Origin of the sequence: Vibrio fluminensis (assembly GCF_015278125.1) — a bacterium.
GTDB lineage: Bacteria > Pseudomonadota > Gammaproteobacteria > Enterobacterales > Vibrionaceae > Vibrio > Vibrio fluminensis.
The window spans coordinates 38,973-56,387 of sequence record NZ_JADILO010000006.1; the positions used below are offsets into that span (position 1 = coordinate 38,973).

General features: G+C 42.9%; 12 protein-coding genes. 4 read left to right on the forward strand and 8 right to left on the reverse strand.

The window, feature by feature from the left end; genetic code table 11:
* Positions 1–92: 92 nt before the first annotated feature.
* The 8 genes from IRQ95_RS06430 to IRQ95_RS06465 all read right to left on the reverse strand — a co-directional run bounded on the left by IRQ95_RS06430 (position 93) and on the right by IRQ95_RS06465 (position 9,170).
* Positions 93–1,127 (reverse strand): histone deacetylase family protein, encoded by a 1,035-nt coding sequence (locus tag IRQ95_RS06430; RefSeq protein ID WP_075648681.1) that lies wholly within the window; start codon positions 1,125–1,127, stop codon positions 93–95.
* Positions 1,127–2,155 (reverse strand): ABC transporter substrate-binding protein, encoded by a 1,029-nt coding sequence (locus IRQ95_RS06435; RefSeq protein ID WP_194436172.1) that lies wholly within the window; start codon positions 2,153–2,155, stop codon positions 1,127–1,129. The genes IRQ95_RS06430 and IRQ95_RS06435 overlap by 1 nt, the downstream gene beginning before the upstream one ends.
* Positions 2,156–2,361: 206 nt before the next feature.
* A complete protein-coding gene (gene oppF, locus IRQ95_RS06440; RefSeq protein WP_284438299.1) occupies positions 2,362–3,354 on the reverse strand; it encodes a murein tripeptide/oligopeptide ABC transporter ATP binding protein OppF in 993 nt (330 codons plus the stop codon).
* Positions 3,351–4,322, reverse strand: coding sequence for an ABC transporter ATP-binding protein (locus tag IRQ95_RS06445; RefSeq protein WP_267254496.1), 972 nt, complete (start codon positions 4,320–4,322; stop codon positions 3,351–3,353). Before IRQ95_RS06445 ends, oppF begins: the two co-directional genes overlap by 4 nt.
* Before the next feature lie 26 nt (positions 4,323–4,348).
* Positions 4,349–5,251 carry an oligopeptide ABC transporter permease OppC gene (oppC, locus tag IRQ95_RS06450; RefSeq protein ID WP_194436174.1) on the reverse strand — a complete coding sequence of 301 codons (903 nt, stop codon included), beginning with the start codon at positions 5,249–5,251 and terminating at the stop codon, positions 4,349–4,351.
* A gap of 15 nt (positions 5,252–5,266) precedes the next feature.
* Positions 5,267–6,187, reverse strand: a complete 921-nt coding sequence (gene oppB, locus IRQ95_RS06455; RefSeq protein ID WP_194436175.1) for an oligopeptide ABC transporter permease OppB — start codon at positions 6,185–6,187, stop codon at positions 5,267–5,269.
* Between the two features lie 103 nt (positions 6,188–6,290).
* Positions 6,291–7,913, reverse strand: coding sequence for an ABC transporter substrate-binding protein (locus IRQ95_RS06460; RefSeq protein ID WP_194436176.1), 1,623 nt, complete (start codon positions 7,911–7,913; stop codon positions 6,291–6,293).
* A gap of 537 nt (positions 7,914–8,450) precedes the next feature.
* A complete protein-coding gene (locus IRQ95_RS06465) occupies positions 8,451–9,170 on the reverse strand; it encodes an SDR family oxidoreductase (RefSeq protein WP_194436177.1) in 720 nt (239 codons plus the stop codon).
* A gap of 158 nt (positions 9,171–9,328) precedes the next feature.
* Here IRQ95_RS06465 and IRQ95_RS06470 point away from each other — a divergent pair, with 158 nt between their 5' ends.
* The 4 genes from IRQ95_RS06470 to IRQ95_RS06485 all read left to right on the forward strand — a co-directional run bounded on the left by IRQ95_RS06470 (position 9,329) and on the right by IRQ95_RS06485 (position 17,335).
* A complete protein-coding gene (locus IRQ95_RS06470; protein WP_194436178.1) occupies positions 9,329–10,228 on the forward strand; it encodes a LysR family transcriptional regulator in 900 nt (299 codons plus the stop codon).
* A gap of 298 nt (positions 10,229–10,526) precedes the next feature.
* Positions 10,527–13,970, forward strand: coding sequence for an ATP-binding protein (locus tag IRQ95_RS06475; protein ID WP_194436179.1), 3,444 nt, complete (start codon positions 10,527–10,529; stop codon positions 13,968–13,970).
* A 2-nt stretch (positions 13,971–13,972) separates the two neighbouring features.
* Positions 13,973–15,709, forward strand: coding sequence for an EAL domain-containing protein (locus tag IRQ95_RS06480; protein WP_194436180.1), 1,737 nt, complete (start codon positions 13,973–13,975; stop codon positions 15,707–15,709).
* Entirely contained in the window at positions 15,710–17,335 is a 1,626-nt protein-coding gene (locus IRQ95_RS06485) for a response regulator (protein ID WP_194436181.1), read from the forward strand.
* The last annotated feature ends 80 nt before the right edge of the window (positions 17,336–17,415 follow it).

Genomic DNA, 17,415 nt, shown 5'->3' on the forward strand with positions numbered 1-17,415 from the left:
AGCGTGTGCGAGTTAAGCAGAATAAGTTGCACAACACATTCAAAATTTTCTAACGAAACAAAAAAACGCCCAACAAAGTGGGCGTTTCAATATCAGCTCATAAAGCCATCAAGCACGGCAACCGTATTATAACCGAGGTCATCAACAGCATAGCCACCTTCAAACACAAAGAGTGTTGGGATGCCTAATTGCCCCAATTGGGTACCAATTGCTTGGTAATCCGCACGTTTTAGCTTGAAGTAGCTAATTGGGTCATGCTCGTAAGTATCCATCCCCAAAGAAATGACTAATGCCTGAGCACCAAAAGCTTTGATCTTGTTCAATGCTGTGTGCAAAGCAGGCTCATAAAGCGACCAGTCTGTTTTGCCTTGTGGCAATGGTAAGTTAAGGTTGTAGCCTTTACCTTTCCCCTCGCCTACTTCATCAGCAAAACCTAAATAGTGCGGGTAGTCGTAATCTGGGTCACCGTGAATCGAAACAAACAGCACATCATCACGATCATAAAAGATGCTTTGCGTACCATTACCGTGGTGGTAATCCAAATCTAGAATCGCCACTTTATCTTTACCATTGCGACGTAAAGACTCTGCCGCAATTGCAGCATTGTTGATGTAGCAATAACCACCCATCATGTCAGGAGCAGCGTGGTGACCCGGTGGACGACACAGCGCAAAAGCAGAGTGCTCGCCGTTAATCAGCAGCTCAGCACCGGTTAATGCGCAATCAGATGCGGCTTCAATCGCTTGCCAACTGGTTTTGGTGATCGCAGCGGTCATGTCAAAGCTGTAATAACCTAGCTTGCCTTCAATATCCTTTGGAATGCGATGGCGCAGGTAACGCGGGCTCACGAAACAGTAAGGAGAAGCATCATGTTCACTACCAAAGCGCTCTTCCCACTCAGACCATGCCGACTGTAAAAACTCAACATAATCTTCAGTATGTACCCATTGCATCGGGCGCGTGCCATAACTTTTCGGTTCACACACCGTAAAGCCACCATGCTCTTGCAAAGCATTCAGTACCATATCTGCACGCTCTGGCTTTTCGAAACACGGTGTTGGTTCACCTGACAGGAACTCATACTTAACGCGATGAAGACGTTGTTTTTCGGTATAAATGACTTTCACTATTTCTTTAGCTCCATCCAGTAGCGCTCGTATTGGCTTACCGCCTCACCAACGCTACCTAAAAATTGACCTTTTTGTTTTACGTCTGCCGGTGGGAAAATGATTTGGCTATCACGAATTTGTGGTGGCAAAAACTCTAGCGCCTGCAGGTTCGGTACTGCATAACCAATCTCTTTTACGATAGTGGCTTGGTTTTCTGGCTCAAGCAAAAAGTTAATAAACTGATAAGCCGCTTGTTTGTTCTCTGCGTGCTTTGGAATGACAATATTGTCCATCCAGAAGATGGCCCCTTCAGAAGGATATACGAAACGAATTGAAGGGTTTTCGTTTTGTGCTCGGTATGCCGTACCATTCCACTGCATGCCCACATTCACTTCACCGGTGACCAGCGGTACATGCGGCGCATCTGAGTTGAATACGGTTACATTCGGTTTGATTTTCTGTAAACGTTCGAAAGCCTGTTTCAGTTCTGCGGCATCTTGAGAGTTTACACTATGACCATCAATCATCAGTGCCATGCCCATCACGTCACGAACATCATCGGTAAGCAATAATTGCCCAGCGTACTCGCTGTTCCAAAGATCTGCCCAGCTTTTTAAGTGGCTACCCTCAATAACATCCGCATTATACGCAATCGCAGTACTGCCCCACATGTATGGTAGTGAGTAGTTATTATTAGGGTCAAAACTTTGGTTCAAGATAGTCGAATCTAACTCGGCAAACTGCTTGATTTTGGATTTATCAAGTTTGTGCAACAAGCCATCATTCGCAAGCTTACTCACGTAGTAAGTCGATGGGACCACCACATCAAAACCCTTACCATTAAGCAATTTTAGCTTAGCGTACATGGTTTCGTTACTTTCAAAAGTTGCGTAGTTGACTTTAATACCCGTTTGCTCGGTAAAGTCTTCGATAATCGATTGAGGTAGGTATTCAGACCAGTTGTAAACATTCAGAGTGGTTGAAGCAAATACTGGAGATGATGCGATAAGGCCAAAAGCGGCTACTGAAACAAGTGATTTTTTCATTTTACGTTAACATACTATCAATGTGTCATGACGCAGGATTACGCCGAGCAGCATTAGATAGTATGCAAACGATTAATTCAACAAAACGATGGTGAATCTGTCTGATATTAATCAATTTTTATTGCAATTCGTCTATAAAGCTAGCAAATAAAAAAAGCGCGGCTTATGAATCAACCGCGCTCTGGCCTGTCACAGGCTGAATAAGATTAAATGCTGACGTTTAAGCAAGATACTGCATGAACATCAGAGCCTTGGATAGTCGGTTTAGTTTGTGCGCAAGATTGCGTCGCTTCAGGGCAACGAGTGCGGAATACACAACCAGAAGGTGGATTAATTGGTGATGGCAAATCGCCCTCCAACATCTGAATCGTCTTCTTACGCTCAATCGCCGGGTCAGGAATTGGCACCGCAGACATCAACGCACGCGTATATGGATGTTTAGGATCCGCAAATAACGCTTCCGATTCACCTAGCTCAACTGCATTGCCCAAGTACATCACCAATACACGATCCGAAATATGCTTAACCACTGACAAATCGTGAGCAATAAAGACCAAAGATAGACCTAGCTCTTTTTGCAGTTCTTTAAGTAAGTTAACCACTTGAGCTTGAATCGATACATCAAGAGCAGATACCGGTTCATCACAAATGATCATCTTAGGTTTTAAGATCAACGCGCGCGCAATACCAATACGCTGACACTGGCCACCAGAGAATTCGTGTGGGTAGCGGTTAATCACGTTCGGTAGTAGGCCCACCTTGGTCATCATCTCTTTAACACGATCTTTCACTTCTTGCTTAGAAAGCTCTGGGTAAAAAGTCTCCAAAGGTTCAGCAATGATATCGCCTACCGTCATACGTGGGTTCAATGATGCCAACGGGTCTTGGAAGATCATTTGAATCTCTTTACGAGTTTCACGGCGTTGAACGTCCTTCATTTTGGTTAGGTCTTGACCTAACCAAACAACTTCACCATCCGTTGCTTCAACCAGACCAATAATCGCGCGTGCAAACGTTGACTTGCCACAACCCGACTCGCCAACCACACCTAGAGTCTCGCCTTCAAATAGGCGCACGTTCACACCATCTACCGCTTTAAGGTTTGATGGTTTGCTCCAAGGCCAAGCAGACTTAGCGGCAATGCTAAAGTGAACTTTCAGCTCTTTTACATCTAGCAGTAATTTTTTATCGATACTCATTTGCTCCAAGCCTCCCATTCAGAAAAACAAGCACGTTGGCGACCATCACCAAATGGCAACAGAGTTGGCGCTTCACGCTTACAACGATCCAAGGCACGATGACAGCGCTCTTGGTATGGGCAACCAGGTGGCAAACGCAATAGGTTTGGTGGGTTGCCTGGAATGGTAGGTAGAATTTCACCTTCGGTATCCAAACGAGGAATCGCTTTTAATAAACCTTCCGCGTAAGGGTGGCTTGGTTTGTAGAAAATTTCGTCTACTGTGCCGTACTCCATGGTACGTCCAGCATACATCACAAGTACTTTGTCACATGAGCCCGCAACCACACCCAAATCGTGAGTGATCATGATGATAGCCGTGTTGAATTCGCGTTTTAGCTCATTCAACAAATCCATAATTTGCGCCTGAACGGTAACATCTAGTGCGGTGGTTGGTTCATCTGCAATCAGCAGTTTCGGGCGACATAACAGCGCCATCGCGATCATTACACGCTGACGCATACCGCCTGAAAACTCATGCGGGTACATAGTGATACGCTTACGCGCTTCTGGAATTTTTACCGCTTCCAGCATGCGCACTGACTCTTCAAATGCTTCTGCTTTACCCATGCCTTTGTGCAGCATTAACACTTCCATTAGCTGATCACTAACTTTCATGTATGGGTTTAACGAAGTCATTGGGTCTTGGAAGATCATCGCAATCTGTTCAGCACGAACTTTGTTGAGTTCTTTTTCCGGCAGATTGAGGATCTCTTTACCTTCAAACTTAGCGCTACCAGAGATCTTACCGTTTTTAGCCAGCAGACCCATGATAGAGAAAACCGTTTGTGATTTACCTGAACCTGACTCACCAACGATACCTAAAGTTTCGCCTTGGTTTAGAGAGAAATTCAAATCGTTTACTGCGGTTACGATCCCATCTTGAGTGGTGAATTCGACGCGCAGATCTTTGACATCTAATAAGCTCATCATTGCTTCCTTAATCTTTATTTTAATTATCTGTCTTTTGGATCAAGCGCATCGCGCAAGCCGTCACCTACATAGTTGAAGCAGAATAGCGTCACAACCATAAACAGAGCAGGGAAAGCCAACTGCCAGATTGCTACTTCCATTGTCTGTGCACCTTCTTGTAAAAGCGCGCCCCAACTTGTCATAGGCTCTTGAACACCAAGACCAAGGAATGAAAGGAAAGATTCAGTCAAAATCATACTTGGAATAAGCAGCGTTGAGTAAACCGCAACAATACCCAATACGTTTGGCACGATATGACGAGTGATGATCTTCCAATTACTTACACCAGAAACGTGTGCCGCTTCGATAAACTCTTTGCTGCGTAAGCTGAGTGTTTGACCACGTACAATACGCGCCATATCTAGCCATGCAATCGCACCGATTGCGACGAAAATCAGTACGATATTACGACCGAAGAACGTCACTAGCACGATAACTAAGAACATAAACGGTACAGCGTATAATATCTCTAGAATACGCATCATAATGCGGTCAACTTTACCGCCGATAAAGCCAGAAGCCGCACCGTAAAGCGTACCAATCAATACCGCTACTAACGCGCCCATTACGCCAACCATCAATGAAATACGACCACCAATGAGAGTACGTACGTACAAGTCGCGACCAAGCGAATCGGTACCAAACCAGTGTTCAGCATTTGGGCCTACGTGCATTGCGTACCAATCAGTATCATCAAAAGCATACGGCGCCACCATTGGCAGAAAAATCACAGCCAATGTCATAAGCGTTAGAATAAACAAGCTCACCATCGCCGCTTTATTGCGCATAAAACGGATGCGTGCATCTTGCCACAAACTACGACCTTCGATTTCTAGGTTCTCTGAGAATTTCTCGATCGCTTCAAGGTTTTCTTTTTTCGTTAACATAACCATACGTCCCTGTTAGTAGCGAATCTTCGGATCGATCATAGCTAGTAAGATATCAACGACAGCGTTGAACAAGATGAATAGGAAACCAATCAAAATGGTTACACCCATTACTAGCGAGTAGTCGCGGTTAAAGGCAGCGTTAACAAACAGCTTACCAATACCAGGCAGACCGAAAATGGTCTCGACCACAACCGAACCGGTGATGATGCCAACAAAGGCTGGGCCCATGTATGACACAACAGGAAGCAAAGCAGGCTTTAGTGCATGTTTAATAACGATGTAACGGTAACTTAATCCCTTAGCTCGAGCAGTACGAATGAAGTTACTGTTCAACGTTTCGATCATTGAGCCTCGCGTGATACGAGCAAACGTAGCCACGTAGAGTAGCGACATCGCGATAACGGGCAAAATCAGATACTGCCATGAACCATCAAGCCAACCACCCGCGGGCAGCCACTTTAAGTTAAGCGAGAAAATATAGATGAGTGCCGGAGCCAGCACGAATGAAGGCAACACTACCCCGAGCATTGCGGTCGACATAACGGCGTAATCAATCCAGGTATTTTGCCTTAATGCCGCTATAGTCCCGACGGTTACCCCTAAGATAACAGTAAAGATAAATGCGATTGCACCCACTTTAGCAGAAACCGGCAGCGCCACTGAGATTAACTCATTTACCGAGTAATCTAAGTATTTGAATGACGGTCCAAAGTCACCTTGGATAACATTGGTTAAGTATGTGAAGTATTGCTCTGACACTGGCTTATCTAAGCCGTATTTGGCTTCGATATTCGCCATTACTTCAGGTGGTAAAGGACGCTCGCTCGAAAACGGATTACCCGGAGCGAAACGCATGAGAAAGAAAGATACGGTGATCAAAACCAACATCGTTGGGATCGCCTCAAATATCCTTTTAGCGATGAATTTAAGCATAAACTCACTCTTTCAGTCTGTGACAATTAAATATAAGAAGACCCTACGCGTGATTTCTCACGCGCAGCGTCATTATTGTTATAGTTCTATTTGTTTCGAGTCATTACTCGATAATGTATAGATCTTTAGAGTAGATTTTCTCTTCTGGGTTGTTAGCTGGGAAGCCACCAACTTTTGGAGAAAGCAGACGTGATTTCACGTATTGGTAAATAGGCGCGATTGGCATATCTTTCGCCATCAATTTCTCAGCTTCTGCATACAGCGCAGTACGCTCTGCTTCAGACTTAGAAGTGATCGCTTTTTCCATTAGATCATCGTACGCTTTGCTGTCGTAGTGGATACCACCTGTCGTGTTACCACTCTTCATTAGTGTTAGGAAAGAAGACGCTTCATTGTAATCGCCACACCAACCCGCACGAGCCACTTGGAAGTCACCTGAGTCTTTCGTTGATAGGTATGTTTTCCACTCTTGGTTCTCAAGCGTTACGTTCACACCTAGAGATTTCTTCCACATAGAACCTAGCGCAACCGCTACTTTCTTGTGGTTTTCTGATGTGTTGTATAGTAGAGAGAAGTTAAGTGGGTTATCTTTGCCGTAGCCAGCTTCTTCAAGCAAACGTTGAGCTTCCGCATTACGTTCTTTTTGCGACATTTTGCCGTACATCGGCATTTCTGGCTCAAATCCCGCCGTAATTTCAGGCGTCAAGAAGTAAGCTGGTTTTTGACCTTGGCCCATGATCGCGTTCGCAACGATGTTGCGGTCAATCGTGTATGAGATTGCTTGACGCACACGAACATCATCAAACGGCGCTTTCTTAGTATTAAATAGGTAGTAGTAAGTACATAGGTTGCCTACTACTGATACTGATTCTGGATGCTCTTTGGTTAGACGCTTGTAGTGCTCTAACGGTAGTTCGTTAGTAAAATCAATCTCACCCGCTAGGAAGCGGTTCATTTCCGATACTTGGTTTTCGATCGGCAAGAATGTCACTTTATTTAGAACAGTCTTATCATCATTCCAGTATTGACCGTTACGCTTAAGAACAAGACGCTCGTTTACAACCCACTTATCTACAACAAACGCACCGTTACCAACGAAGTTTTCTGGTTTTGTCCATTGATCACCATACTTTTCAACTGTCGCCTTGTGCACTGGTTTAGTTGTAGTGTGTCCCATCATCATTACGAAGTAAGGCACTGCAGAATCTAGTTCTACCACTAAGGTGCGGTCATCTAGTGCTTTCACACCCAATGTAGACTTGTCTGCTTCACCAGCGATGATCGCTTTAGCGTTCTTCATCTTGGTGTATTCCATATACCAAGAGTAAGGAGACGCGGTATTCGGATCAACTGCACGTTGGAAGCTGTAAACGAAATCTTCCGCGACAACAGGATCGCCATTAGACCATTTCGCATCTTCACGTAGGTAGAAAGTAAAAGTTTTGTTGTCAGAAGTTTCCCAACGCTCAGCAACACCAGGAATAGTATTACCATCAGCGTCTTGGCTCACCAGACCTTCTAGAAGATCACGAATAACATGTGATTCAGGTACACCTTGAGATTTGTGCGGGTCGATTGTCGCAACTTCAGTACCATTACCGCGAACGAGTTCTTGTTTATCGGCTAGTTTAACGCCAGCTGGAACTTCAGCGGCTAGAGTTGCAGTAGAGGCCATTGCCAGACCAGCACCTAGAAGAAGGGCTTGAGTGATTTTATTCTTATACATGCGTAAAACTCCAAGTTTTTTATTTGCATCCATGACTACTCTGTATGATTACTGAACGGCAGTGATTTAAAGTGACCTCGCTCACATTGTCAGCAGATTACTCTAAAAATATACAGATGTTGCGCACACATTATCAATCATCGAAGTGATTTGCCATTAAAATGTATTAAAAAAAAGAATAATTCTTCCCTTTTGATTAATAAACAGCAAATAAATCCAACAATGATTAAATAGATAACATAATTAATGGCGATTAGTTAAACGGATAGCTTTAACTGCCAATTAATCTAAAAAGTTAACTTTTGCTAGCACGTTATACCACATATAGGAATAATTAATTAACATTACCCTTACAACAAAGTACAGACATAACAGAATCAACAAGAATAGATTTTGCAATTGCGAAACGCATCACACGATAGATAAGTACCCTAAAACCCTCACCAGACCTCATCCCGAAACTTCGAATATTTAACATGCTTAAAAAACAAACAACCCCCTACAAAGAGGGGGTTGTGACTTATAAACAACGTATCATTAAGGTTGTTGACGAGTAGGCGCAATGACGATTTCTCTCACACACACACCTTGTGGTTGGTTATAAGCATATTCAACTGCTCGAGCGATATCATCAGAGGCTAATACTCCGCCCATGTCCTCTTTCCAGTCATTGTAACCAGATTTAATTGCATCAGATGAAGTGTGAGACAACAATTCAGTTTCAACTGCACCAGGGGCAATCGTCGTCACACGCACATCAAAATTAGCCACTTCTTCACGTACATTTTCAGAGATGGCATGTACTGCAAATTTAGTTCCGCAGTAGGCAGCATGGTTAGGGAACGTCTTACGACCCGCAACGGAACTGATGTTGATGATAGTACCGCTACGACGCTCCTTCATTGGCGCAAGAACAGCTTGCATACCGTTCATTAAACCAATCACATTGACATCGAACATACGCTTCCATTCGGAAGGATCTTGGACATCAAGTTCACTGAGTAGCATCACGCCAGCATTATTAACGATACAGTCAGTAGGACCGTATTGCTGTTCAGCTTTTGCAATCGCCGCTTCAAAAGATGCCTTATCTAGTACGTCTACTTTTTCACATAGCGTGTTCTCTAGATTAAGCGCTTGTAGACGTTCTACACGGCGAGCAATCAACAATAAAGGATGACCGGCTGCATTTAGACGACGTGCAATCGCCTCACCAATACCTGAACTTGCACCTGTGATAACAACTAATTTTTTCATGGTTCTCTCCAATCATTATTTGCTTAGCCGAAGCGATACTGCGGCGATAGGTAGATGTTACTGAGCGATTGATAGTTGATATATAGCATTTAAGTTCAAACACTGTTGCACAGCAGCAACAATCTGCCATACTTCATAAAAATTTCTGAGACTTAGCAATGCTAAACAATGTAAATCTAGCAGATATTCGCTCCTTCGTTTTGATCGCCAAACTTGGTAACTTCACCAAAGCCGCAGAAGCGCTGGAAGTGTCGCGTTCGCATGTTTCTCGCCAAATTAGTGCGCTTGAAAAACAGATGGGCGTAACTCTACTTACACGTACCACCCGCACTTTACGTCTGACGCAAGCTGGACAACATTTCTTTCATCAATGCGAATCCGCTTTACAACTGATTGACCAAGCTTTGGTCGCTGCCGTCGATGATACAAAGAAAGTACAAGGCTTAATTCGAGTCAATTGCGTCGGAGGATATTTAGGTGAAGAATTGGTGGCGCAAGCAATCGCTGAATTCATGCAGATTTACCCTCAAATCACCGTCGATCTCGATTTCTCTAGTCCGAGGATCGATTTAATTGAAGATCAATTTGATGTTGCGTTTCGTATGGGAGATCTCGAAGATGCGGGATTTATCGCCAGACGCCTTATGACCATCGAAATGGTGACGCTTGCCAGTCCCGAATACGTAAAAAAATACGGAGAACCCACCCATCCACGCGAACTCGCCGATCATCGCTCGCTTACTGGCTCAGTCACTAAGTGGAGTTTTGTTAGCGCGCTCGAGCCGAGCAAACACTACGATATTCATGTAAAAGGAAAGCTAACTTGTAAAAATGGCCGCGCACTGATCAAAGCGTGTCAGCTTGGCAATGGCCTTATTCGTGTGCCCAAAGTGTACTGCGAGGCCGAAATCAATCGTGGAGAACTCATTCCCGTCATGCCACTATGGCGTATAAATAGCGTGCCTTTTTCTGCTATTTTCCATAAAGACCGTTATCAACCTAAGCGCATACGTGTGTTTATTGACTTCATTTCAGAATGGTTTCAACATCTGTCTTAAAAATCGAGCAAAATATTACCAGCTCAAAATATTTTCCCTAATCCAAAACCTCACTACAACAACACTTAAGTAAGAAATTTCCTACAACATAAATTATTGAAATTAATGGGTTTTATATAGGTTTATATTTTTTTTTGACACTGCCAATAATGCTGATAAAATCGCCGCCTCATTTCCTACCAGAAACAGCTCGCCAGTGCCTATATTTGTATTAACCCTACTTGTTTTCTTTAATACAATTTTTATTTCAGCTAATAGTTTTGCGTCCGCAACACAACCTCAAGAATTGGTTGTTGGTATGCCCTCTGAAAAGTGGGCTCCGTATTGGGGGGGCGTCAATAATCCTTCTGGGCTCTATCACTCTTTGATGAGTGGCCTAGCTGAAAGCATGGGCACTAAACTCGTTTATCGAGGATACGACTCGTTTGATGATATCTATCAAGCTCTCGATGCACATCAGATCGATGCCGCTTTCGGCTTTGTAAAAACCAAATCGAGAAAAAAACACTTCGCGTTTAGCCGCTCTCTTATCTCATTGAAAAAAATTATTTGGCTGCGTGACAAAGCGCTATCTGATTTGCCGTTTTCAGAATGGGAATGGGTTTGTGTGGAAGGCGGACTTGATTGCGATGTAGCAAAACACTTAGGCGCTAAAAAAATCACCTCGTCGCACAATATCAGCTTACTTGCTCAATTGGTAAAGCAAGGTGAGGCTGATGCGACCCTGACTACTGTCATGGAAGTTGAGCAGTATATTAATGACCCCATTCTCTCCAATGGTAAGGTCATCTTAGATAGGAATATTGGCAAAGTAGATATTGGTGTCATGTTAGCCAAGGACCGTCCGGAGCTCAAAGCATCAATAAATCAAGTTATAGACGAGAATAACCTCGCGTTCAAAGCGGCAAAATTATCGAATATTCATCTACTCAATGAGCAAGCTCAATGGAAGCTCTTGCAAAACCAGCAGCAGAGCAAGACCATTCGCTATACCATCGCGTCCAAAGCATACCCATTATCATATTTGGAACCGAACACCGGGCAAGTAAAAGGTTATGTCCACGATCTGCTTCAACTATTAGAAAAGAAAACACTATTCAACTTTGAATACGTACCGGCCAACGGTCGTAATGTTGAGCAGATGCTTGCTGAAGGCATTGTTGATCTGTTACCTGGCCACTATATGCATCATGTAGACAAGAGTTTATTGCTCGCAACGACACCCTATACATCAACTGAGTACGGTTTATTAGAAACCCGAGAAGACTATTCAACGCGTCGACTCGCGATTCTGGACCCGACCAGCGTACTGTGCAATTTTATCGACAATATTCGTATTTATGAACCAGTTACTGTTTTCACCAATACAAAAGAGCTTCTGCAAGCACTCAACAATGGTGAGGTCACTCACGCGCTGGTCGATAAGACAATCATAGATAACTATCTAAATCATGCTAGAGAGCAATTTTTCCGCTTGGTAGAAAAGCCGCGCTATATGGATTTCAGCACACCTTTAACTATGGTTGTGCGCAAAGATTCTGAATTACTGCACAATATGCTATCTCGAATGGTATCGATCATCACGCCTACTGAAATCGAGATACTAAAAGATCATCATAATAAAGTGGTCATTCACTATGGTTATGACAAAGCAACCGTTAACTCATATCTAATGGGAATTGTTGCACTGTCCACTCTATTATTTGGTGGCACTGTCTTGCTCTTTTACATTCTGGCAGGACATTTAAAGCGCAGTAAAAATATCAACAAGCTATCGCAAAATGAAATAAGTTGGCTTTCTACGCTACTAGACAATATGCCTAGTATGATTTTGATCACCAACAACAACGGCAAAGTAGTTTTTACCAACCAAGAATATAATCGAGAGCTAGAAAATTGCCACTGCCCACAAAAACAAAATGATAACAACGAATGCTATTTCGCCGCAGCTGCGATGAATCAACACAGTGCTTCCATCTTTCAATTTCCAGATTGTGAGTGCTCGTTGTCCAATCGCTATTTTCAAATTCGTCATCAAACCATCACTCATCCGCAGCATGGTTCTACCCACTATATGACAGTGATCGATGATGTAAGTGAAGACAAAAAGAAAGAGGAATTGTTGCAGCAGTCTAACTTGCGAGCGATGAAGGCAGTTGAAGCACAAAGCGAGTTTTTAGCGGTAGTGAGCCATGAACTAAGAACGCCTATTGCGGCCATGTTAGGCCTAATGGAATTGCTACAACTTAACTTACGTGAACCTCAAGATATTGAATTACTCAAAAGTACCATTCAATCGGCTCATCGTTTAAAGAGTCAAGTTAATGAAATACTTGATTTTTCTAAAATTGAAGCAAGTCAATTGCAGATAGATATTCGTCGCCACAATATCTATGAAGAGTTGTGCCCTACTCTGCGTAGTTATGAAACATCCGCACAGTTAAAAGGCTTGGATTTCATCTTTTATTGGCAGCCTAGCTCGATAGTAGAAGCTAACTTCGATTCACTGCGTATCAATCAGATAATCGGAAACTTGCTGTCTAATGCACTGAAGTTCACCGAAAAAGGTCGAATCGAAGTGAACATTTCAACCGATGAACAACAACTTACTCTATCAGTTAAAGATAGCGGCTGTGGTATGACACCAACTCAGCTAAGCAGTGTTTTTAAACCTTTTGTGCAGGCAAATAAAGGGGTTTCTCGACGTTATGGTGGCACGGGCCTGGGTATGAGCATCACCAAAAATTTGGTCAAGCTTATGGATGGTGACATTGAGATATACAGTGAACTTGCCATTGGAACGACCGTTATTGTTACCATTCCCTTGGTTAGCCATCACGTGGAACATGATATTAGTCTCTGCGATGACATCAAACATCCAATTGCATTGCAATGGTTATCTTTGTGGCGTGGTGAATCCTATATACAGGATTCAAAACACCCAACATCGGAGAGTAACATTTATCCTGATAAGCTCTACCAACAGGCTATAGCAACTGAGCACAGCGAAAATGGCTCAGTCACATTGGCGATTGCAAACACTACTGGCAAAGTGCTGGTTGCCGATGATGATGTCATCAATCAGATGCTTATACGCAAGCAACTCACCTTGCTTGGGGTCGAGTTTACTATTGTCGATAATGGCCGAGCAGCTTATGACTGCCTGCAACGACCGAATAACCAAATAGCTATTGTGATCACTGATTGTCATATGCCTGATATGGATGGTTTTGAATTAACTCAAGAAATCAGGAATCAGCAATCATTGCTTCGTTTATTGCCTATTATTGGATGCACTGCAGAAGATTCTCGTGTTGTCGCTGAAAAAGCTAAGAGAAGCGGAATGAATGATGTATTGTATAAACCTTATGCGCTAGAAGATCTGCGACAAGTTCTCCTGCAATACATCACGCGCAACGATAGCGCCAAACTAGTTGAAGAACACATTAATTGGCTATACGAACACAGTGAAGCCGAACAATCTGAGATGGCCACTGTCGTACTAGACTCTTTTGCACAAGAAGTGTTGTTACTAAGCGAACAAAATAAAGATACCAATGCCTTGATTCATCGCATTAAAGGTTCTGCGGCATTATTGGAAATGGAAACACTGAAAACACTAACAATTCAGTATGAAAACACGTCTGATACGACAGTACGAGACGCAATAAAACTTGATGTAATTGCTGAGTTGATTGCAATTCAAAACACCATCACTTTATGGCTTAATAAAAGGCAATAAGCATGAGAATATTAATTATTGAAGACGACATTATTCAAGCTACAAAGCTTAAATTGTCTCTCATTGCCTTAGGTTATAATCAAATCGCTATCGCACGCGATGCCAAAACTGCATTGGAAGTCTGTCAAGACGAGCAGATCGAATTTGTAATATGCGATATTAACCTTCCTGATATGGATGGTATACAGGTTCTATCCAACTTGTCAGCAATCTCAACCAATCTTGGCATTGCAATTCACAGCGCAGTAAAAGAAGATGTCATAGAACTAACCAGCAATATGTGTATTGCCGCTGGTTTTAAGTTTGTTGCGACCATACACAAACCTCACACAATCGAATCACTTAAAACTATTTTTGCCCAATATAACGATGGTATTGAACCATCTACAGAAGACGCGCAGCATATTAAACTCACTGAAGAAGAAGTGTTTAGCGCTTTTGAGCAAAGCTGGTTTGCTAACTATTATCAACCTCAGTTCGACGCAAAGACGAAACAAATTGTGGGTGTTGAAGCACTTATTCGCTGTATCCACCCTAGGTATGGTGTTCTGACGCCGGTCAGCTTCCTCGACACAATCCACCAGCTTGATATGTCTGACCGTTTGTTCTGGCTGGTTGCAGAAAAAGCCATCTCGGCAATTTCATTGCTCAATTGCGATATTAACTTGTCGATAAACTTGAGCCAGTCCAACTTTGAACAAGATATGTGTGATGAATTAATCGCACTATGTCATAACTACAACTTTAAACCGTCGCGTTTAATCCTCGAATTAACCGAACACGAGGCCTATTCGTACAGTCGAAACTCTCTCGCCAACCTCGCGCGATTGCGTATGCATGGCATCTGTTTATCTATTGATGATTTTGGGACTGGGCACGCTTCGCTAAGCCAATTAAGTCTACTGCCATTTACAGAACTAAAAATTGACCGTAGTTTCATCAAAAATGTTACGACTGATTACCGCAACCAACAGCTCGCAGCCATGTGTATTCAGCTAGCAAATGCGCTCGGCCTAAATTGTGTCGTCGAAGGCATTGAAGATGAAGAAACCCTGCAATATTTAATTACTCTTGGTGTCGACTACTATCAAGGCTACCACGCGTGTAAACCACTTCCAATCGCCGCTTTATGGGAGTATGTGGGCCAAACAGCACAAACCCAAACGCAAAATATAGCCAACAGCCAGCACAACGCCATTGTCTTGAGCCCGAACTCAGCGTCTTCTAATGCCATCAGCAAGACGATGGCTAAAGATGGGCTATTCGCAAAAATCGACACATGGAAATCAATTGATAGCCTCGTTCATCACGACAGGATTCAATCAATTACCCTGCTCGTGATCGATATGGACTTTATCGAAATTCCACTCAGTGAATTGTTTGCGCTATTAAACTCAACCAACTTTGTTGGATCAGTGTGCTTACTTGAGGGTAACAACGCAGTAAAAGAAATTATCAACAATAACTACTATTGCTTTGTCGCCAGTAAAAACCCTCGATATATCAAAACGATTGCCGCAACCCTTCTGGATAGAGATAAAGCGAGCATTCAAAAGATTTATCAGTTGCTATCAACCCAAGAAATCAATGTAGCGAATCTACTCTTGTCGGGTTATAACAACAAAAAAGTCGCTACCACACTTGAGATCAGCGAAAAAACGGTGAGCACTTATAAAAATCGTATTTTCAAGAAATTGGAAATACAGTCTGTCGTAGAGTTGGCGCAATTTAGTAAGTAAATGAATTCGTTTTCTAGTTTAAGAGTATTGATCGTCGATGATGCTTCGATCGTTGTCGTGACCCTAAAAAGTATGCTGATCAAAATCGGTTTTAATGACCGCTTGATCAGCTATTGTTCAACCGCGCGAGCGAGCATCCAACTGGCTAGACAAGAGCCGTACGATCTTATTTTATGTGATTACAACTTAGGTCGCGGCATGAATGGTAAACAGGTGTTCGAAGAAATGAAACACCATGGATTACTGCATGACAAATCTGTCTTTGTTCTTATCACTGGCGAGAGCTCTGCCACCGTCGTACATTCAATCGTAGAACTTAAACCTGACGACTATCTGCTGAAACCCTTTAATGTGATGTCGTTGAAAGAGCGTGTGACGTCGGCAATAAACCGTAAACACACGCTGTATAAACTCTACAAAATGCAGTCAAAGCACCAGTTTGAGGAAGGGCTAGCGTTGTGTGATGAGATACTCCCCTTCTATCCAGAGTATCATTTCACAATTGCTCGCTTTAAAGGTGAATTCTTAAATCGCCTCGATTTGCACGACGAATCCAAAAAACTGTATGAGAGTATTCTTGCCCGTAAAAACCATGATTGGGCTACCATTGGTTTAGCAAATTCGCTGATGCACCTCGGTGAAAAGAAAACAGCACAAAACATGATCAACAAAATGTTAGCATCGAAGCCGAATAGTACGGTGTTACGCACTGCGGCGGCTAACCTTAGTCTGATCAATAATGAAATCCCAACCGCTATTCGCCACTTCGAGCTTGCGAGTAAGATGGTGCGCGGCAATTCAGATCGTGAATTAGTAATATGTAATCTATGTATCGCTGTTGGCGATTACCAAAATGCCCTTGAGCGCTATCGCATTTACATGGAGATCAACAAAGAGACTTACCGAAATACCGTTTTCGCAAAGCTAAACCTGATCCGTGTCATTCTCTACTCATGCCATAATTGCGCAGCCGAAGAAAAAGTTGCACGTCTCAATGAAGCGAAGAGTTTATACAATCATATTTCTGGTTTGAAAGAGGCGAATAAACTTCAAGCAGAACTCGACCTTATTTTGGCGCACATCGCCCTTGAAGAGCAGCAGTATCGTTTGGCTATTAGCAAACTCAATCAGGTACACCGACAGTTTGACTTAGCGCATTTCTATCCATTTAACCAGTTTGCGTGGCTACTTAATCAAATGAGCTTTGATACTGAATTTAACAAGCTCATACCAAAATGCAGTGAAAGCATTAAGCGGCAGCAAAACGAACACATCTACGCCAGTCAGATGACCATGCTCAAACAATTACAGCAGGCCAACACTGAAAAACTGCAGTGGCTGGAGAGTAAGCACAAGTATATTCAAGCTAACAAGATGACCCTCACTGAGTTGCTTAAAATATACGTTGAAATAAACAACCGTTGTCCGTTTTTACAAACGGTAAGTATGAGTATCGTCAAACTACTGGCCAAGCGCCTGCCACGAGATGCTGACATCAACACGCTCAAACGTGTCGTTACGCAATGCGACTCAGTACTCCGTCAACTGATGGATGCCGACGAACTAGAGAAGGCAAACTACGATAATCTCTACCATTCTATTATGGAAAACTTGAGTCAAGACTAAGTCCCTGCGGGGACTTTTTTGTAACTTTCAATTCTATCGAGTCCAACCTTGAACCTGCGTTCAAATAACCAACAAAACAT